We start from the raw sequence: 17,154 nt of genomic DNA, 5'->3' as shown, positions 1-17,154 counted from the left end.
ATCACGCCGCCTTGGCGACGTGATATTCCTTGATGGCCACCATCTTGATGGCGGGGAAGCGTTCGGACTCGTAGCGCAGCGAAAACGAGTCCTGCGCCAGGAAGACCGGATCGCCATCGAGGTCGCGGGCGATATCGCCGCGCTTGACGGTCAGGAACTTGTCGAGCTCGGCTGGCTGATCCGACGAGATCCAGCGGCAGACAGAGAAGCGGGACATTTCGAACGAGACCGGCAGCGTATATTCCCCCAACAGCCGCTCTTTGAGAACGTCGAGCTGCAGCGCGCCGACGACGCCGACGATGGCAGGCGAGCCGTCTTCCGGGGAAAACAGCTGCACGACGCCCTCTTCCGCCATCTGCTGCAGGGCTTCCTTCAGCTTCTTCGCCTTCATCGCATCTTCCAGACGCACGCGGCGCAGGATTTCCGGCGAGAAGTTCGGGACGCCTTGGAAGACGAGATTTTCGCCTTCCGTCAGCGTGTCGCCGATACGAAGCGTGCCGTGGTTGGGGATGCCGACGACATCGCCGGCAAAGGCGGTGTCGGCGATGTGACGCTGGGAGGCGAAGAAGAACTGCGGTGCCGTGAGGCCCATCTGCTTGCCGGTGCGGGCAAGCCTTGCCTTCATGCCACGCTCGAGCTTGCCCGAGCAGATGCGCGCAAAGGCGATACGGTCGCGGTGGTTCGGATCCATGTTGGCCTGGATCTTGAAGACGAAGGCCGTCATCTTGTCTTCGCTTGCATGCACCGTGCGGATATCCGCGACCTGGTCACGCGGCGGCGGAGCAAAATCGGCCAGTGCCGTGATCAGATCCCGGACGCCGAGATTGCGCAGCGCCGAGCCGAAGAAGACCGGCGTCAGGTGACCCTCGAGAAAGGCCTTTCTGTCAAACGGGCGGCAGGCTTCCCGCGCCAGTTCGACTTCCTCGACGAAGGCCGCGCGTTCGTTTTCCGGCAGACGGTCGGCGACGGCCTGCGGTCCGTTGACCGAGATCGCGTCCTCGCTGTCTGGACCACGGACCCGGTTATCGGCCAGGTGGTAGGTTCCGCAGAAGCTCTTGGAACGACCGATCGGCCAGGTGATCGGGGCCGTATCCAGCGCCAGCTTTTCCTCGACCTCGTCGAGCACTTCGAAAATGTCGCGGCTTTCGCGGTCCATCTTGTTGATGAAGGTGATGATCGGAATGTCGCGCATGCGGCAGACTTCAAACAGCTTCAGCGTGCGCGGCTCGATGCCCTTGGCGGCATCGATGACCATGATCGCCGCATCGACCGCCGTCAGCGTGCGATAGGTATCGTCCGCGAAGTCTTCGTGGCCGGGCGTATCGAGAATGTTGAAGACCTTGTCGGCATATTCGAACGTCATCACCGACGTCACGACCGAGATGCCGCGTTCGCGTTCGATCTTCATCCAGTCGGACCGAGTCTGGATGCGATCCTTCTTGGCCTTGACCTCGCCAGCAAGCTGGATGGCGCCCCCGAACAGAAGCAGCTTTTCCGTCAGCGTCGTCTTGCCCGCGTCCGGATGCGCAATAATCGCGAATGTGCGGCGGCGGGAGACCGCCTCTGCAATGGTTTCGGCCATCTTTTATATCCTGTGAATTGCCGCGGTATCTAGCGACTAAAGCCCGCCATTGCAATTGACCTGCCGCGCTGCGGCGCAAACTAATGGGCAATGACCATTCAAGCCCCCTCTTCACCCGTCCTCAATGTCCTGCGTCTTCCGCACGGGCAGGACCTTGATCTGCCCGCCTACGAGACATCAGGCGCTGCCGGCATGGACCTGCGCGCCGCCGTGACCGATACAGATCCACTGACAATCGCACCCGGCAAGCGCGCCCTGGTGCCGACCGGCCTCGTGTTCGAGATCCCCGCCGGGTTCGAGGTGCAGATCCGCCCGCGTTCGGGGCTTGCGTTCAAGAACGGCATCACCTGCCTCAACACGCCGGGCACGATCGACAGCGATTACCGCGGCGAAGTGAAGGTTCTCCTGATCAATCTGGGCGACGAGGATTTCGTGATTACCCGCGGCATGCGGATCGCGCAGATGGTAATCGCGCCCGTGACCCAGGCGCAGATCGTCGAAGTGACCGAGGCAAGTTCGACGGCACGCGGCGCCGGCGGGTTCGGATCCACCGGCGTCTGAAGTTCGTCGGAGCCCCGTGACGCCGACTTCGTTCGATCACGCGGATACGGTGGGACGTTCCCCTGCCATGCGATAGGAGATCGCTTCGGCCAGGTGAATTCTACCGATACCGTCCTTCTCGTCGAGATCGGCCAGCGTCCGCGCCACCCGCAAGACCCGATGATAGCCGCGGGCGGAGAATTTCAGTTTCTCTGCCGCGTCGCGCAGCAACTGCAGCCCGCCCGGATCGAGCTCGGCGAATTTTTCGATCATGGCGGTCGAGCAGCGCGCGTTGGTGAGAACCGTGTACTGGCCCTCGCCTTCGAAGCGCTCTCTTTGCCTGTCGCGTGCGGCCGCCACCCGCCTTGCCACGCCGGCGCTTGGCTCTGCCGGTGCCGGGCGGATGAGATCGCTTGCCGAGACAGCGGGCACATCGATGCGGATATCGATGCGGTCCATCAGCGGGCCGGAGATACGCGCCTGATAATCCGAAGCACAGTGCGGGCCACGCGCGCAGCTATGCCCGGGTTGTCCCGCCATACCACAGCGGCACGGGTTCATCGCGGCGACAAGCTGAATGCTGGCCGGATAGGACACCCGGTGATTGGCCCGGGCGATGACACATTCGCCTGTCTCGAGCGGCTGGCGAAGCGCATCGAGAACCTGGGGCGAGAATTCCGGAAACTCGTCGAGAAAAAGGATGCCGTGATGCGCGAGCGACGCTTCTCCAGGCCTTGCGCGCAGACCGCCGCCGACCAATGCCGCCATCGTGGCGGAATGATGCGGCATGCGATAAGGCCGCCGATCGGACAGCTTTCCGCCCGAAAGCTGGCCGGCGATCGAGTGGATCATCGAGACTTCGAGCAGTTCGGTGGCCGAAAGCGGCGGCAATATCGAGGGAAGGCGGGCGGCGAGCATGGATTTTCCCGAACCGGGCGGACCGACCATCAGGAGGTTATGACCGCCGGCAGCTGCGACTTCGAGCGCGCGTTTGGCGCTTTCCTGGCCCTTGATATCGACGAGATCAGGCAGATTGGCAGGCGGTGCACGCACGGCCGGCTGCGGTCGCGACATGACCTGCGTGCCGCGGAAATGGTTGGCAAGCGCGATCAGGCTGCGGGGGGCCAAGATATCGACGCCGGGGCCGGCCCAGGCCGCCTCGGCTCCACTTTCCGCCGGGCAGATCAGGCCCTTTCCGATTGCATTGGCGCTGATGGCCGCCGGAAGCGCACCGGCAACGGCGGCAAGCGTTCCATCGAGGTTCAACTCGCCGATCACCACATAATCGGCCAGCATATCCCCGGGTACGGCACCGAGCGCTGCCATCAGTCCGACGGCGATCGCGAGGTCGAAATGGCTGCCTTCCTTGGGAAGGTCCGCCGGGGCAAGATTGACCGTGACCTTCTTCGGCGGCATGGCAAGGCCCGAGGCATGCAGTGCCGCCTGCACCCGCTCGCGGCTTTCGGCGACCGCCTTGTCCGGCAGGCCGACGATATGCATGCCGATCTTGCCAGGGCCGATCATGACCTGCACATCGACCGGAATGCCTTCAATGCCCTGAAATGCTACCGTTCTGATACGCGCGACCATTCCGACCCGCCCACATGCGCAAGCTAAGGTGGGGATATTCCCGCCTACCGTGCTACAGGTTGAAAGCTTGCACGATTGCTGGCGAATTTCAAGAACAGGCAGTGAACAATTTCGCGCATGAGACGAAGACAGCGTGCATCAGGTTGCATAACGAGAACAGATGTGAACGGTTATCAGTTCTGCTTGGCGTCGATTGCATCCCACATGAGGCTCGCGACGTCAGCACCGCCGAACTTCTTCACTTCGCGGATGCCCGTCGGAGATGTGACGTTGATCTCGGTCATGTAATCGCCGATCACGTCGATGCCGACAAAGATGAAGCCGCGCTCGCGCAGAGCCGGCCCGATACGGGCGCAGATTTCCTTTTCGCGCGGCGTGATATCGGTCGCCTCGGCACGGCCGCCGACATGCATGTTGGAGCGGCTGTCGGTTTCCGAGGGCACGCGGTTGATCGCGCCGACCGGTTCGCCGTCAACGAGAAGAATGCGTTTGTCGCCCTTGCGCACTGCCGGAAGGTAGGCCTGCGCGATATAGGGCTCGCCGCGATACATCTGGCCGAACATTTCCAGAAGCGAGGTAAAGTTGCGATCATCGCGGGCGGAATGAAACACGCCGGCACCGCCATTGCCGTAAAGCGGCTTCAGGATGATGTCGCCGAGCTCATGGCGGAACTTGGCGATCTCCGCCGGGTCGCGGGAGATCAGTGTCGGCGGCATCAGGTCGGCGAACTCGGTAACGAAGATCTTTTCCGGCGAGTTGCGCACCCAGGCCGGGTCATTGACCACGAGCGTCTTCGGATGGATGCGCTCCAGAAGATGGGTGGATGTAATGTAGCCCATGTCGAAGGGCGGATCCTGGCGAAGCTGCACGACATCCATCGTCGACAGATCGGTCGGCTGCTTTTCCCCAAGGGTAAAGTGATCGCCCTTGATGTCACGCACCTGCAGCGGCTCGAGAGCTGCAAAGATGCGTCCGTCGCGCATCGTCAGGCGGTCGGGCGTATAGTGGAACAGCTCGTAACCGCGCGATTGCGCTTCGAGCGCCATGGCGAATGTGGAATCGCCGGCAATGTTGATGCCGGAAATGTGGTCCATCTGAAATGCGACCGTGCGAATTTTCGCCATGACTTCAGCCCCCTAGGATTGGCCCGCCTGATGTAGGACGACGAACCCCGAAAGGCAACCGTGGCCGGGATATTCCGACAGGGCCGCGGCAAGGCCTATGCTGAGGACGGCCCTAGAACGCATCCTGGAAATGGCGCGGAAACCTTCCCGGCAGGACGGCGATGATGTCGTATCGCTGCGATAATCCGGACGCATCCTTGCGTTTCTGCAGCCAGAGATCGCTCGCGGCCCGGATGCGTTTCTGCGATGCGTAGGAGACGGCGTCGAGCGCCTGCATCTCGGATCGTCTCGCCTTCACCTCGACAAAGATCACGAGATCGCGCTTGCGGGCGATGAGATCGATCTCGCCCAGCTTCGTGCGGTGGCGGATGGCGAGGATGCGGTAGCCTTTCAGCATGAGATAGGCGGCAGCGACATACTCCGAGACATGGCCGCGGCGCTCTGCCTTGCGGCGTCTGGCGCCGATCTCATCCCGTTGTGCCATCGCGATCCATCAGGTTCCGTTCTTCATGGCGATCAAACGCTGATAGAGATCCTTGCGCGGCAGGCCGGTGATCCGCGCCGCCTCAGTCGCAGCCTTTGCCGTCGGATGCGTTTTGGAAAGGTCCTGCAGGATGGCGTCCACCTCCACCTCGCCCGGCGCCTCTTCGGGTGCTGGAGGTTCAATCAGAAGGACGATCTCGCCTTTGACGTTGTGGCCGTCACCGTAATGCGCGGCAAGCTCTGCCAGCGTGCCCCGGCGAAACTCCTCATAGGTCTTGGTGAGTTCCCGGCAGACGCAGGCGAGCCTAGTGCCGCCGAGCACATCGGCTGCAGAAACGAGAGTGTGAGCGATGCGATGGGGCGATTCAAACAGGATCAGCGTTGCCGGGATCTTTGAAAGCTCCGCAAGCCGGTCGCGGCGGGCCTTGTCCTTGGAAGACAGGAACCCGACGAACAGGAAAGCATCCGACGGCATGCCGGAACCGACGAGGGCCGCAAGCGGGGCGGACGCGCCGGGGATCGGCACGACACGATAACCGGCATCGATCGCCATCTGGCCGAGGCGATAGCCGGGATCCGACACAAGCGGCGTGCCGGCATCGGAGACCAGCGCCACAGACTTGCCGGCTTCGAGTGCCGCAATCAGCTTCGGCCCGGCCTCGTTGGCATTGTGCTCATGATAGGAATAGGGGCGATTGACGATGCCGTAGCGATCGAGGAGCACGCGGGTGACCCTTGTGTCCTCGCAGGCGAGCACATCGGCGCCGGACAGGGTTTCGAGCGCGCGCAGCGTGATATCGCCGAGATTGCCGATCGGGGTGGCGACGAGATAGAGCGCCGGCTCGATGGGGCGGGAAGCGATGAACGTGTTGCCGACGCGATAACCGCGCTGACCCTTGACGGGTTCGGCAGCGGTTTCGGTGGATTGCTCTGAAGATTGGTCGAGGGTCATCGCCTGTTATGGTCGAGGCCGCAGTCTTCGGCAAGCAGAGGCCGGCGATGTTTTGCGCGTCCGGTTTCGCCGCGTTGCGTTTTCTGTGTGCAAGTGCGGTATGAACGAGCAATTCAAATGGCGCAGGGTCCGTTCTGCTCTTGCTTTCGCATCCGAATGTCTGCCATTTTGCCCGTCCACATGTTCCGGCTGCGCAATGGCCGGCAGAGAATATCAGGTGGTCCGCCAAGCCGGATCGCCACGGTCGAAAGCGATAGTGTCCATGCGTATAACTCTTGAGCGCTCCAATCTCTTGAAGTCGCTGAATCACGTGCACCGCGTCGTGGAACGGCGCAACACGATTCCGATCCTGTCCAACATCCTGCTGCGCGCGTCCGACGCGAGCCTGGACATGAAGGCGACGGACCTTGATCTGGAAGTGACGGAATCGACACCGGCCATGGTGGAACAGTCCGGCGCCACGACCGTGCCGGCGCATCTGCTTTATGAAATCGTCCGCAAGCTGCCGGATGGATCCGAGGTGCTGCTTGCGACAAGCGCCGACGGCGCGACCATGACCGTGCAGTCCGGCCGTTCGAAATTTTCGCTGCAGTGCCTGCCGGAAACGGACTTCCCTGACCTTACAGCCGGCAGCTTCAGCCATACGTTCAAGATGAAGGCGACCGATCTCAAAATGCTGATCGACCGCACGCAGTTTGCGATCTCGACAGAAGAGACCCGCTATTATCTGAACGGCATCTTCTTTCACACGATCGAGGCCGGTGGCGACCTGAAGCTGCGTGCCGTTGCAACCGACGGCCATCGTCTTGCCCGTGCAGATCTCAAGGCGCCTTCCGGCTCCGAAGGCATGCCTGGCATCATCGTGCCACGCAAGACCGTGGGCGAGCTGCAGAAGCTGGTCGACGATCCGGAAGCCTTCGTGACGGTGGAAGTCTCGGACGCCAAAATCCGCCTCTCGATCGGCGGCATCGTCATGACATCGAAGCTAATCGACGGCACATTCCCCGATTACCAGCGCGTCATCCCGACCGGCAACGACAAGGAAATGCGCGTCGATTGCCAGAGCTTCACCAAGGCCGTGGACCGCGTCTCGACCATCTCTTCGGAGCGCGGACGTGCCGTGAAGCTGTCGCTGTCCGAAGGGCAGCTGATGCTGACGGTCAACAATCCGGATTCCGGCAGCGCCACGGAAGAAGTGGCCGTCGGCTACGAATATGACGCGATGGAAATCGGCTTCAACGCCAAATATCTGCTCGACATCACCGCCCAGCTTTCCGGCGACGACGCGATCTTCATGTTGGCGGATGCGGGGTCACCGACGCTGGTTCGTGATACGGCGGGCGACGATGCGCTCTATGTGCTGATGCCGATGCGCGTATAGCATCTTACCAGGCGGCTCGGTTAACCCCAGCCGCCTTTTTTGTGCCGTATTCCGCTTGCGACATTTCATCTTGTGTTTGCGGCAAAACGGTTCACATTGGATGAAACTGGAGGGGACGACCTGATGGAACTGCGTTTGAAGGAACGGCTCGGCCGGAAGTTTGACGAGGAGATCCGTTTCTTCAAGGGATGGATCGACGGTCCGAAACAGGTCGGAGCCATCATCCCGACATCGTCAGTCACCGCCAAGCGGATGGCGAGCATCATCGACACAAGTTCTGGCCTGCCGGTTCTCGAGCTCGGACCAGGCACCGGCGTCATCACCAAGGCGATCCTGAAAACCGGCATCGAGCCTCAGAACCTTGTTTCGATCGAGTATTCGACCGATTTCTACCAGCATCTGATGAAGACATTCGAAGGCGTGCATTTCATCAATGGCGACGCGTTCGATCTGGATCGCACGCTCGACACACTGAAACATCAGAAATTCGACTGCGTGATCTGCGCCATTCCGATGCTGAGCTTTCCAATGGAACGCCGCATCGAGCTTCTGGAGGATCTTCTCGACCGCGTCCCGCCGGGACGCCCGGTGATGCAGATCACCTACAGCCCAGTTTCGCCTATTATCGCCAAGCCAGAGCGCTACAAGATCAAGCACTATGACTTCGTGGTGCGCAACATTCCGCCGGCGCAGCTATGGACATATACGCGCGCTTAGCGTCCGGACCTTCTCCGACATGACATTTGGGATTTACATCACGCATCCGCAGGTCCGGATCGACCCCAACGTGCCGGTGCCGCAATGGGGCCTGTCCGACACGGGTCGCCTGCGCGCCGAACAGGCGGCGACATCCGGCTGGGTATCCAAGCTCGGGCGCATCGTCTCGAGCGACGAGACAAAGGCAATCGAGACCGCCGACATCCTGGCTGCGGCCGTCGGTCTCAAGACGGAAATCATCGGGGAACTGCACGAGAACGATCGCTCGGCGACAGGCTTTCTGGCGCCGCCTGATTTCGAGGCGGCAGCCGACTGGTTTTTCGCCAACCCGACCGAGAGCTTCAAAGGCTGGGAGCGCGCCGCGGATGCGCAGGCGCGGATCGTGTCTTTGGTCGAATCCATTCTGGCGGGCCACGATCCCGCGGTGCCGATCGCCTTTGTCGGTCATGGCGGCGTCGGCACGCTCCTGAAATGTCACCTGAAACGATCGGCCATATCCCGCACGGAAGATCAGCCGGGTGGCGGTGGCAATCTGTTCCGCTTCACCCTTGCGGATCGCGCCGTCACATGCGACTGGACCCCGATCGAAACATGGAAGGGAGACTGACAGACATGCAAGCGCGTGACAGGCTGATCGTGGGCCTTGATATCCCGACCGTGTTCGAAGCGGAAAAGATGGTGGCAACGCTTGGCGACACCGTTTCCTTCTACAAGATCGGCTACCAGCTGGCCTTTGCCGGTGGGTTGGAGTTTGCCCGCGAGCTTGCAGAGGATGGCAAGCAGATCTTTCTCGACATGAAACTGCTCGATATCGACAACACGGTCGCCAAAGCTGTCGAGAACATCGCCAAGATGGGCATGACCATGCTGACGCTGCATGCCTATCCGAAGGCAATGCGCGCCGCGGTCGAAGCAGCAAAGGGCTCCGATCTCTGCCTGCTCGGCGTTACCGTGCTGACCTCGATGGATGCGGCCGATATGATCGAAGCCGGCTATGCGCAGACACCGGGCGAGCTGGTGGCACGCCGCGCCGAACAGGCGCGTGCGGCCGGCATGGGCGGCATCGTCTGCTCGGCCGAGGAATCGGCCGCCGTCAGGGCGATCGTCGGAGCCGACATGGCGGTGGTCACCCCCGGCATCCGTCCGACCGGCTCCGATGCCGGCGACCAGAAACGTGTCGTGACACCTTTCGATGCCCTGAAGTCAGGCTCCAGCCACCTTGTCGTTGCCCGCCCGATCGTCCAAGCAGCCGACCCGAAGGCGGCCGCGCAGGCTATCCTCGCGGCGATGCAGGCGGCGCTCTGACCTGCAGACGACGCTTGATCCGGATCAGCGGTTGTCCGAGACGACATTGTTCGCGTCGCTGTTGAGGACGAAGGTGGCGACGCCGCCCGACAGGCGGTTGCCGGTGACCCGGTTGTTCTGCGCGTAATCGAGCGGGCTGGCTCCGCTGCCAAACGACGCCGTTGGCCGTGTCATGCAATATTTGCGCACGCCTTGCCGGCTGCCGAGCCAGACCGCCGGCATGGCAAGCCAGTCCTTGTAGCGGAAGCTGTTGCCGGAGATGACGTTGCGTTGAGGCGCCTGGTGGCGGATCGTGCCACCCTCGCCGCAATTGCGGTACAGAAACACGCCGCCCTTTACCGGGTTCACGAACGTGTTTTTCTCGATGAGATTTTCCGCGGAGCCATCTATTGCGATGATCTCGCGCTGGCTGGCTGATGTTTCGAATGTATTGCCGATGACGCGGTTTCGGGCCGATTCCGCATCCAGATAAATCACGGCCGAGACCGTCTTGCCGGTGAAGCGCGAGTTTTCGACAATGACATTGGTGACGCCGGGCGCGATATAGACCGGCGTGCCGACATTGGCGATGAAGCGGTTTTGTGACAGCACGATATCGCTTGGCGCGATCGACTGCGCTCTTTGCGTATGTCCCGGCGTGAGTGAGGATTCCCTGACCTTCTCGGCCTCTCCGTTGTGACCGAGGCCTTCGATGCGGATATCACCCTTGATCGTGCAGTTGCGGATATGGATGTCGCGGGGCGTGTCCCAGGTGCCATCCTTGCGCTGAACCGAACGGATCACGATCGTGCGGGCCTTGGGCTTGGTGCCATCAAGCGTCGCGCCGTTGCAGTCCATCGTCGTCCCAGACGCGCGACTGCCGGAAAACGCGATCGGCACGGTGATGACGGCATTCTTCTGAAGGGTGAGATCGCAATCGATTTCGATCGGGCGCGTGGCCGCTTCGGCGGGCGAGCGGAGCTGTTCCAGCGTATCGGCGCTGCAGGATGCCGCGCTTGCCGTAGGCGCGCCAAGAAGCATGAACGGCACGAGATAAGGGAGCGCCCAATAGGCGTTGCGCGCTGCAATCCGGCCGCGTTGTCCGGTCTTTATCATGTTGACTCCCCGCCAGATTTGCTCGAATCGAATATGCCCAATCGAGGAGAGGTTATTATGGCAAAAGGTTACTGGATTGCTCGGGTCGATGTTCGCGACGCCGAGCGATACGAGGACTACGTCGCTGCGGCAAAACCGGCGTTTGAGGAATACGGCGCCAATTTCCTTGCCCGTGGCGGTGCGATGACCGAACTGGAAGGCGTGGCCCGCGGCCGCAATGTGGTGATCGAGTTCCCGTCGATGCAGGCTGCAGTCGATTGCTACAACTCGCCGGCTTATCAGATCGCCGCAAAAATCCGCCAGGAAGTGGCCGATGCCGAAATGATTGTGGTCGAGGGCGTCTGATATCGCTCGCTGACAGCGACAACCGGTTGCGGAAACACTTCCACCGTCGCCCGGATTCGGCTAAACAGCATTCCATATTTCGTCGTCCCTTCTTCAGGCTCCCGGAGCTTATCATGACCATCAACAATCTACCGCCTCTCGTCACCGTCTTCGGGGGATCCGGCTTCGTCGGCAGACAGGTGGTTCGCACGCTTGCCAAGCGCGGCTACCGCGTTCGCGTCGCGGTGCGTCGCCCGGATCTTGCCGGCTTTCTTCTGCCCGCCGGCTATGTCGGCCAGATCTCGCTGGTGCAGGCGAACCTGCGCTACCGCGATTCCGTGCTGCGAGCCGTCGAAGGCTCCGCGCATGTGGTCAACTGCATCGGCATCCTGTTTGAAAGCGGCCGCAACACGTTCGACGGCGTGCAGGATATCGGCGTGAAGACGCTGGTCGAAGCCGTCAAGGCTGCCGGCGCGAAGCTGACCCATGTTTCGGCCATCGGTGCCGATGTCAATTCCGCTTCGAGCTATGCCCGCAGCAAGGGCCGCGCTGAGGCGACGATCCAAGCCGCACTGCCGGATGCGGTGATCCTGCGTCCTTCAGTGGTTTTCGGTGCTGACGACAGCTTCTTCAACCGGTTCGCCTCGATGGCACGGACGTTCCCGTTCCTACCGCTGATCGGTGGTGGCCATACGAAACTGCAGCCGGTCTTCGTGGAAGACGTGGCGGAAACCGTGGGACGCTCCGTCGACGGCTCCATTCCGTCCGGCAAGATCTACGAGCTGGGTGGCGGCGAAGTGATGACGATGCGCGACTGCATGGAAGCGGTCATGCGTGTGACCGCCCGCAAGAAGCCGCTTCTCTCGCTGCCTTTCGGCGTGGCTTCCATGATCGGCAGCGTTGCCTCGATGGTGCCCCTGATCACCCCGCCGATCACGGCGGACCAGGTGGAACTCCTGAAACGGGACAATGTGGTTTCGGACGCTGCGGAAAAAGAAGGCCGCACGCTTGCCGGTATCGGCATCACGCCGACGCTGGCTACCTCCGTTCTTGCGTCCTACCTCGTGCGCTACCGGCCGCAGGGCCAGTACACGGGCTCCGGCAAGGCCGCCTGATTTCAATATCCTAGATCCTTACCGGATCCTTGACGACGTGCTCTCCGGGGCGCGTCGTTTTTTTTGGGCGCAGGTGTCGAAAGCTCTGTGGCGCAAAGGTCGCAGTTATTGGCCGTCTTGCGTTAACGGGCAGTTTAGCAAAAACGTTTATTGAATATCAGCCACACGGCCCGTAGACCCACACACAGATATTTCCCTTCTGAAAGGCGCATTTGCATGGGCAAACCCATCGCCCTCTTTTTCGTATGTGCAGCACTTGTGATCCTTGCAGGATCGTTCATGGCTCCTGAAACCGGAGCCGCCGGCAAGCTCGATTGTGCGCCTGCTTATGGCGTCGATCCCTGCAGCACTGCATCCATCCGTTACTGAAGCAGTGATTGAACGACCCATATGACAAAGGCGGCCGGTGGCCGCCTTTTCTGTTTTCAGCTTCCGGCCATCAGGCCCCGAGCAGCAGCGCGGTGAGGCCGATGGCGCCGACTGCGATCCGCCAGTAGGCGAAAGGCGCGTAGCCGCGGCTCGATATGAAATTGAGAAGCGAGCGCACGACAAACACTGCCGTCACGAAGGCTGCCAGAAAGCCGACCACGATCACGGCGCTGTCGTCGAAGGAGAGCAGCGCACGGTTCTTGACGAGATCGAGCGTGAAGGCGCCGACCATTGTCGGCATCGCGAGGAAGAACGAGAACTCCGCGGCCGAACGCTTGTCCGCGCCAAGCAGAAGCGCGCCGACGATGGTGGCGCCGGAGCGCGACGTACCTGGGATCATCGCGAGGCACTGGCAGAAGCCGATCTTGATCGCCAGCGACAGTGGATAATCCATCACGTCATGGTATTTCGGCTCGAACTTCATGCGATCGACGGCAAGCAGGATAAAGCCACCGACGATCAGCATGACGCAGATCAACATCGGCGTTTCGAACAGGACCGTCTTGATGAAATCATGCGCGATCGCGCCGATCACGGCGGCCGGGAGAAAACCCGCCAGGATGGTCAGAACGAAACGGCGCGACTGGACACTGGTCGGCAGCGAGACGGCGATCGAGATCAGCCTTTGCGCATAGACCAGGAGAATGGCCAGTATGGCGCCGAGCTGGATCAGGACCGCAAACGTATTCCCCGGAGAATTGAAACCGAGAAAATGGCCGGCGAGCAGCACGTGTGCGGTGGATGAAACGGGCAAAAATTCCGTGAGCCCCTCGATAATACCGAGTACGAGGGCGCTGATAATGGGCTGATCCACCATTCTTAGTCCTTTGCTATGCGATAGAGGTGGTTTTTAATCGTTTCTTAGCGGTTTGTGGCCCCTGCTTGTACTGGCCCTACCAAATCCATATAGCTGGCATATGTCAGGCGGGCGCCCGAAGCAGCCGCTTTCCTATACATTATAACTGAAGTTTTCTTATCGATGCCCACCCTGTATCATCATCAAATGTCGTCTTCCTCTCGCTTCGTCCGTCTGATCCTCGCCGAATACGGCTTCCAGACGGATCTTGTCGAGGAGCAGCCGTGGGAGAAACGCCGCGAGTTTCTCACGCTCAACCCGGCGGCGACCCTGCCTGTCTATGTTGACGACAATATGCGCGTTCTGTGCGGTCCGTCGGTTCTGATGGAATTTCTCGACGAGACCCATGGCGTGCTGAAGCGCGACCGCCGGCTGCTTGCCGAAGACCCGTGGCAACGCGCTGAAATACGCCGGCTGACGGAATGGTTCCTGATCAAGATGGAGCAGGACGTGACCCGGCCGCTGACGCGCGAACGGGTCTACAAGCTGCAGATGACCGCGGCTCAGGGCGGCGGTGCACCTGATTCGAAAGTGCTGCGGACATCTCGCGCCAATATTCGCCAGCACATGAAATATCTTGCCTGGCTTGCCGGCTCGCGCCAGTGGCTGGCCGGCGAGCGCCTGAGCTATGCGGACCTTGCTGCCGCCGCCTCGATTTCCGTGCTCGATTATCTCGGCGAAATCGACTGGTCGGAAATCCCGATCGCCAAGGACTGGTACCAGCGGATCAAATCGCGCCCCTCTTTCCGTCCGCTGCTGTCCGAGCGCATCCGCGGCCTCACTCCGGTATCGCATTATGCGGACCTTGATTTCTGAGCCGGACCACGACCTGAGCAAGGAGAAGGTCGACCTTCGGGCCGACCGGCGTCGGCAGAAGCTGACCGCCTTCATTCGCGAGGAAGCCGCAGCCCAGGGCTTCGATCTCTGTCGCATCACAAGACCCGACAGCATTCCCAAGGCGCCGGAACGGCTAACGACTTTTCTAGCCGACGATCATCACGGCACGATGGACTGGATGGCGGAGACGCGAGAGCGTCGTGGCGATCCCAGGGCGCTCTGGTCCGAGGTCCGGTCGATCGTCATGTTCGCGATGAACTACGGGCCGGACGAGGATCCGCGCGGCATTCTGGAGAAGCCCGACAAGGCCGCGATTTCGGTTTATGCCCGCAACCGCGATTATCACGACGTTATCAAAGGCCGGCTGAAGGAGATCGCCACGCGGTTTGCCGCCCGTGCCGGCGAGGATGTCAAAGTGTTCGTCGATACGGCACCGGTGATGGAAAAGCCGCTGGGCGAAGCCGCCGGTCTCGGGTGGCAGGGTAAGCATACCAATCTTGTGAGCCGCACGCACGGTTCCTGGCTTTTTCTCGGCAGTCTGTTCACGACCGCGGATCTGGCCTTCGACGAGGCTGAGCGGGACTATTGCGGCTCCTGTCGCGCCTGTCTCGACGCGTGCCCGACGGCTGCCTTTCCGGCGCCCTACCGGCTGGATGCGCGGCGCTGCATCTCTTACCTGACGATAGAGCACAAGGGCCCGATCGCGCCCGAATTCCGGCCGCTGATCGGCAACCGTATCTATGGCTGCGACGATTGCTTAGCGGCATGCCCATGGAACAAGTTCGCGGCCAGCGCGTCTGAAATGAAGCTGAAGGCGCGCGAGGACCTCAAGGAACCGTCGATCGCCTTTCTTCTGACGCTGGACGACCCGGCATTCCGGGCCTTCTTCAGCGGATCGCCAGTGAAGCGGATCGGGCGCGACCGGTTCGTGCGCAACGTGCTGATCGCTGCCGGCAATTCCGGCGACCGTGGTTTCGTCGATCAGTGTCGCAGGTTATCGGTGGATGCGTCCCCTACCGTGCGCGGCATGGCGATCTGGGCGCTGAAGCGGCTGATGTCGGAGGCGGAGTTCGCTATGTTTGCGGAGGCACGCGGCGCGGAAGATGATGCCGAGGTCGAAAACGAATGGACGATGGCAGGAGTGGTTTGATGCGGGTGATGATCTTCGGATGCGGCTATTCCGGCCAGGCAATTGCGGAGGCCTTCATAGCCGACGGCGCGGCAGTTTCCGGCACTGTTCGCAGCGAGGAGAAGGCCGTTGCTCTACGCGCAAGAGGCATCCAGCCCTTTCTCTTCGATGGCAGCGACTTCGATGACGCGCTATTGGGCGAGATGGCCGAGGTGACGCATCTGGTTCAATCCATTCCGCCCGGCCAGGAGGGCGATCCGTTGCTGAAGCTCGTCGAGGGCAGGCTTGCGGCACTGTTTCCGAAGCTCGAATGGATCGGCTATCTCTCGACAGTCGGTGTCTATGGTGACCATGGTGGCGACTGGGTGACCGAAGAGACGCCGGGAAGCCCCATCCTTGGCCGCTCGATCGAACGGGTCGATACAGAGGATGCCTGGACGGAGCAGGCGACCAGCGTTGGCGTGCCATGCGCAGTGCTGCGTCTCTCCGGCATCTACGGGCCCGGGCGCAACGCCTTCATCAATATTTCCCGCGGCAGCGCGCGACGCATCATCAAGAAGGGTCAGGTGTTCAACCGGATCCGGGTAGAGGATATCGGGGGCGCCTCGCTGTTTCTCGGGAGCCAGCGGATGGGTGGCCTCTATAATGTCACCGACGACGAGCCATGCCCGCCCCAGGACGTGATCGTCGAGGCTGCCCGGATGATGGGCGTCGAACCGCCGCCCGAACAGGATTTCGACACCGCCGACATGTCGCCGATGGCGCGGTCCTTCTATGGCGCCAACAAGCGCGTCTCGAATGAGAAGATCAGGGCCGCCGGCTTCCAGTTCCGCTTTCCGAACTACCATGTTTCACTCTCGGAATTGTGGTGTTCCGACCGCTGGAGAGGGTGAAATCTCCTCTACTCATCGGTGGGAATTTTCATCCTGAGCCATTATCCCGGTCATAAATTCTTAATCCCTGGGGCGCACCGCCCCAAAACCGGTCCAAATAAGACAGCAGACCGACTTTAAGAGAAAAAAATTTTGCCTGTTTTCGTGAACACGAGTCATCCATGGGATCCAGCGGAATGACGTTTCGCTTGGAGACTGATTCTAAAGCTTTTCTTCCGAATAAGCTTAGCCGGGTGCGTAAACAACATCGATCGCAATGTAATCACAAATGTTACACCGCGTAACACTCCGTGATAACGAATCCCACTTTTTCGCCATTTTTGGCCCCGCTTAAGCCGGCTGCACGCCACGTGCAGGGACAAAACGGACGGGGACGACCGACTTGATAACAATTCGACGCTCGACACTCGCGGTTGCCATTGCTGCTTTTGCACTACTCGGCACCGCGCAGGCCAATGCTGCGCCCGGCTGCGGCCACGCATCCTGGTATGCTCTTTCATCGAAGACCGCTTCCGGCGAGCGGATGAACGCCGCCAAGCTGACCGCCGCACATCGCTCGCTGCCCTTCGGCACCAGGGTTCTCGTGACCAACAAGCGCAACGGCAAAAGCGTCGTCGTGCGCATCAACGATCGCGGCCCATTCATTCGCGGCCGGGTGATCGACGTTTCGAAAGCCGCAGCCAAGGATATCGGCATGGTCTCTTCGGGCACTGCGCAGGTCTGCTACCAGATCGTTGCCGACACCCGCGCTTCCAGCCAGAAGATCTCCGGCAAGGGCATCAAGGACGTCGACGGCTGAGGC

The 17,154-nt window shown here is 61.2% G+C and carries 19 protein-coding genes; 12 read left to right on the top strand and 7 right to left on the bottom strand.

Annotated features, from left to right (window positions below):
* Position 1 precedes the first annotated feature (1 nt).
* Positions 2-1,582: a peptide chain release factor 3 gene (locus tag G6K99_RS01255; RefSeq protein ID WP_174195496.1), complete on the bottom strand. Its 1,581-nt coding sequence runs from the start codon at positions 1,580-1,582 to the stop codon at positions 2-4.
* Positions 1,583-1,672: 90 nt separating this feature from the next.
* Here G6K99_RS01255 and dut point away from each other — a divergent pair, with 90 nt between their 5' ends.
* Positions 1,673-2,143, top strand: coding sequence for a dUTP diphosphatase (gene dut, locus G6K99_RS01250; RefSeq protein WP_174195495.1), 471 nt, complete (start codon positions 1,673-1,675; stop codon positions 2,141-2,143).
* A gap of 36 nt (positions 2,144-2,179) precedes the next feature.
* Here dut and G6K99_RS01245 read toward each other — a convergent pair whose 3' ends face one another.
* The 4 genes from G6K99_RS01245 to rsmI form a co-directional block, all read right to left on the bottom strand.
* Positions 2,180-3,712 (bottom strand): YifB family Mg chelatase-like AAA ATPase, encoded by a 1,533-nt coding sequence (locus G6K99_RS01245; RefSeq protein WP_174195494.1) that lies wholly within the window; start codon positions 3,710-3,712, stop codon positions 2,180-2,182.
* Between the two features lie 173 nt (positions 3,713-3,885).
* Positions 3,886-4,836, bottom strand: coding sequence for a glutathione synthase (gene gshB / locus G6K99_RS01240; protein ID WP_174195493.1), 951 nt, complete (start codon positions 4,834-4,836; stop codon positions 3,886-3,888).
* Between the two features lie 112 nt (positions 4,837-4,948).
* The gene (locus G6K99_RS01235; RefSeq protein ID WP_174195492.1) at positions 4,949-5,320 is read right to left on the bottom strand and encodes a YraN family protein; all 372 of its coding nucleotides are present in this window, start codon (positions 5,318-5,320) and stop codon (positions 4,949-4,951) included.
* A gap of 9 nt (positions 5,321-5,329) precedes the next feature.
* Positions 5,330-6,271 (bottom strand): 16S rRNA (cytidine(1402)-2'-O)-methyltransferase, encoded by a 942-nt coding sequence (gene rsmI, locus G6K99_RS01230; RefSeq protein WP_174195491.1) that lies wholly within the window; start codon positions 6,269-6,271, stop codon positions 5,330-5,332.
* A 262-nt stretch (positions 6,272-6,533) separates the two neighbouring features.
* Between rsmI and dnaN the strand changes: the two genes are divergently transcribed.
* The 4 genes from dnaN to pyrF all read left to right on the top strand — a co-directional run bounded on the left by dnaN (position 6,534) and on the right by pyrF (position 9,674).
* Positions 6,534-7,652, top strand: coding sequence for a DNA polymerase III subunit beta (gene dnaN / locus G6K99_RS01225; protein ID WP_062454057.1), 1,119 nt, complete (start codon positions 6,534-6,536; stop codon positions 7,650-7,652).
* Between the two features lie 123 nt (positions 7,653-7,775).
* Entirely contained in the window at positions 7,776-8,369 is a 594-nt protein-coding gene (pmtA, locus tag G6K99_RS01220; protein WP_062454058.1) for a phospholipid N-methyltransferase PmtA, read from the top strand.
* Between the two features lie 19 nt (positions 8,370-8,388).
* Positions 8,389-8,976, top strand: a complete 588-nt coding sequence (locus G6K99_RS01215; RefSeq protein ID WP_062454059.1) for a histidine phosphatase family protein — start codon at positions 8,389-8,391, stop codon at positions 8,974-8,976.
* Between the two features lie 5 nt (positions 8,977-8,981).
* A complete protein-coding gene (pyrF, locus tag G6K99_RS01210) occupies positions 8,982-9,674 on the top strand; it encodes an orotidine-5'-phosphate decarboxylase (RefSeq protein ID WP_174195490.1) in 693 nt (230 codons plus the stop codon).
* A 24-nt stretch (positions 9,675-9,698) separates the two neighbouring features.
* On the opposite strand, the gene G6K99_RS01205 is transcribed toward pyrF, so the two are convergent.
* The gene (locus G6K99_RS01205; RefSeq protein WP_062454061.1) at positions 9,699-10,769 is read right to left on the bottom strand and encodes a NosD domain-containing protein; all 1,071 of its coding nucleotides are present in this window, start codon (positions 10,767-10,769) and stop codon (positions 9,699-9,701) included.
* Positions 10,770-10,826: 57 nt separating this feature from the next.
* Between G6K99_RS01205 and G6K99_RS01200 the strand changes: the two genes are divergently transcribed.
* From G6K99_RS01200 to G6K99_RS01190, 3 genes are all read left to right on the top strand, one after another.
* Entirely contained in the window at positions 10,827-11,114 is a 288-nt protein-coding gene (locus G6K99_RS01200) for a DUF1330 domain-containing protein (RefSeq protein ID WP_174195489.1), read from the top strand.
* Between the two features lie 113 nt (positions 11,115-11,227).
* A complete protein-coding gene (locus G6K99_RS01195) occupies positions 11,228-12,208 on the top strand; it encodes a complex I NDUFA9 subunit family protein (protein ID WP_174195488.1) in 981 nt (326 codons plus the stop codon).
* 216 nt (positions 12,209-12,424) lie between these two features.
* Positions 12,425-12,577 carry a hypothetical protein gene (locus G6K99_RS01190; RefSeq protein ID WP_092663810.1) on the top strand — a complete coding sequence of 51 codons (153 nt, stop codon included), beginning with the start codon at positions 12,425-12,427 and terminating at the stop codon, positions 12,575-12,577.
* A gap of 70 nt (positions 12,578-12,647) precedes the next feature.
* Here G6K99_RS01190 and G6K99_RS01185 read toward each other — a convergent pair whose 3' ends face one another.
* Entirely contained in the window at positions 12,648-13,454 is an 807-nt protein-coding gene (locus G6K99_RS01185) for an undecaprenyl-diphosphate phosphatase (protein ID WP_092663812.1), read from the bottom strand.
* Between the two features lie 162 nt (positions 13,455-13,616).
* Here G6K99_RS01185 and G6K99_RS01180 point away from each other — a divergent pair, with 162 nt between their 5' ends.
* The 4 genes from G6K99_RS01180 to G6K99_RS01165 all read left to right on the top strand — a co-directional run bounded on the left by G6K99_RS01180 (position 13,617) and on the right by G6K99_RS01165 (position 17,151).
* Positions 13,617-14,309 (top strand): glutathione S-transferase family protein, encoded by a 693-nt coding sequence (locus tag G6K99_RS01180; protein WP_062454065.1) that lies wholly within the window; start codon positions 13,617-13,619, stop codon positions 14,307-14,309.
* Positions 14,302-15,480: a tRNA epoxyqueuosine(34) reductase QueG gene (gene queG, locus G6K99_RS01175; protein ID WP_371816126.1), complete on the top strand. Its 1,179-nt coding sequence runs from the start codon at positions 14,302-14,304 to the stop codon at positions 15,478-15,480. The genes G6K99_RS01180 and queG overlap by 8 nt, the downstream gene beginning before the upstream one ends.
* Positions 15,480-16,352, top strand: coding sequence for an SDR family oxidoreductase (locus tag G6K99_RS01170; protein WP_174195486.1), 873 nt, complete (start codon positions 15,480-15,482; stop codon positions 16,350-16,352). The genes queG and G6K99_RS01170 overlap by 1 nt, the downstream gene beginning before the upstream one ends.
* 382 nt (positions 16,353-16,734) lie before the next feature.
* Entirely contained in the window at positions 16,735-17,151 is a 417-nt protein-coding gene (locus tag G6K99_RS01165) for a septal ring lytic transglycosylase RlpA family protein (protein ID WP_174195485.1), read from the top strand.
* Positions 17,152-17,154: the final 3 nt, after the last annotated feature.

Source organism: Neorhizobium sp. AL 9.2.2 (assembly GCF_013317225.1).
In the GTDB taxonomy this organism is placed as follows: Bacteria; Pseudomonadota; Alphaproteobacteria; order Rhizobiales; family Rhizobiaceae; genus Neorhizobium; species Neorhizobium soli.
The sequence above is the reverse complement of the archived record's forward strand: the minus strand, read 5'-3'. Positions and strand labels throughout refer to the sequence as shown.

Coding starts and splice junctions, on each gene's coding strand:
- rsmI (WP_174195491.1), bottom strand. CDS start 6,271: ATGACCCTCGACCAATCTTCAGAGCAATCCACCGAAACCGCTGCCGAA.
- G6K99_RS01255 (WP_174195496.1), bottom strand. CDS start 1,582: ATGGCCGAAACCATTGCAGAGGCGGTCTCCCGCCGCCGCACATTCGCG.
- G6K99_RS01200 (WP_174195489.1), top strand. CDS start 10,827: ATGGCAAAAGGTTACTGGATTGCTCGGGTCGATGTTCGCGACGCCGAG.
- pyrF (WP_174195490.1), top strand. CDS start 8,982: ATGCAAGCGCGTGACAGGCTGATCGTGGGCCTTGATATCCCGACCGTG.
- G6K99_RS01180 (WP_062454065.1), top strand. CDS start 13,617: ATGCCCACCCTGTATCATCATCAAATGTCGTCTTCCTCTCGCTTCGTC.
- G6K99_RS01170 (WP_174195486.1), top strand. CDS start 15,480: ATGCGGGTGATGATCTTCGGATGCGGCTATTCCGGCCAGGCAATTGCG.
- G6K99_RS01205 (WP_062454061.1), bottom strand. CDS start 10,769: ATGATAAAGACCGGACAACGCGGCCGGATTGCAGCGCGCAACGCCTAT.
- G6K99_RS01245 (WP_174195494.1), bottom strand. CDS start 3,712: ATGGTCGCGCGTATCAGAACGGTAGCATTTCAGGGCATTGAAGGCATT.
- gshB (WP_174195493.1), bottom strand. CDS start 4,836: ATGGCGAAAATTCGCACGGTCGCATTTCAGATGGACCACATTTCCGGC.
- G6K99_RS01190 (WP_092663810.1), top strand. CDS start 12,425: ATGGGCAAACCCATCGCCCTCTTTTTCGTATGTGCAGCACTTGTGATC.
- G6K99_RS01185 (WP_092663812.1), bottom strand. CDS start 13,454: ATGGTGGATCAGCCCATTATCAGCGCCCTCGTACTCGGTATTATCGAG.
- dnaN (WP_062454057.1), top strand. CDS start 6,534: ATGCGTATAACTCTTGAGCGCTCCAATCTCTTGAAGTCGCTGAATCAC.
- dut (WP_174195495.1), top strand. CDS start 1,673: ATGACCATTCAAGCCCCCTCTTCACCCGTCCTCAATGTCCTGCGTCTT.
- G6K99_RS01195 (WP_174195488.1), top strand. CDS start 11,228: ATGACCATCAACAATCTACCGCCTCTCGTCACCGTCTTCGGGGGATCC.
- G6K99_RS01235 (WP_174195492.1), bottom strand. CDS start 5,320: ATGGCACAACGGGATGAGATCGGCGCCAGACGCCGCAAGGCAGAGCGC.
- pmtA (WP_062454058.1), top strand. CDS start 7,776: ATGGAACTGCGTTTGAAGGAACGGCTCGGCCGGAAGTTTGACGAGGAG.
- G6K99_RS01215 (WP_062454059.1), top strand. CDS start 8,389: ATGACATTTGGGATTTACATCACGCATCCGCAGGTCCGGATCGACCCC.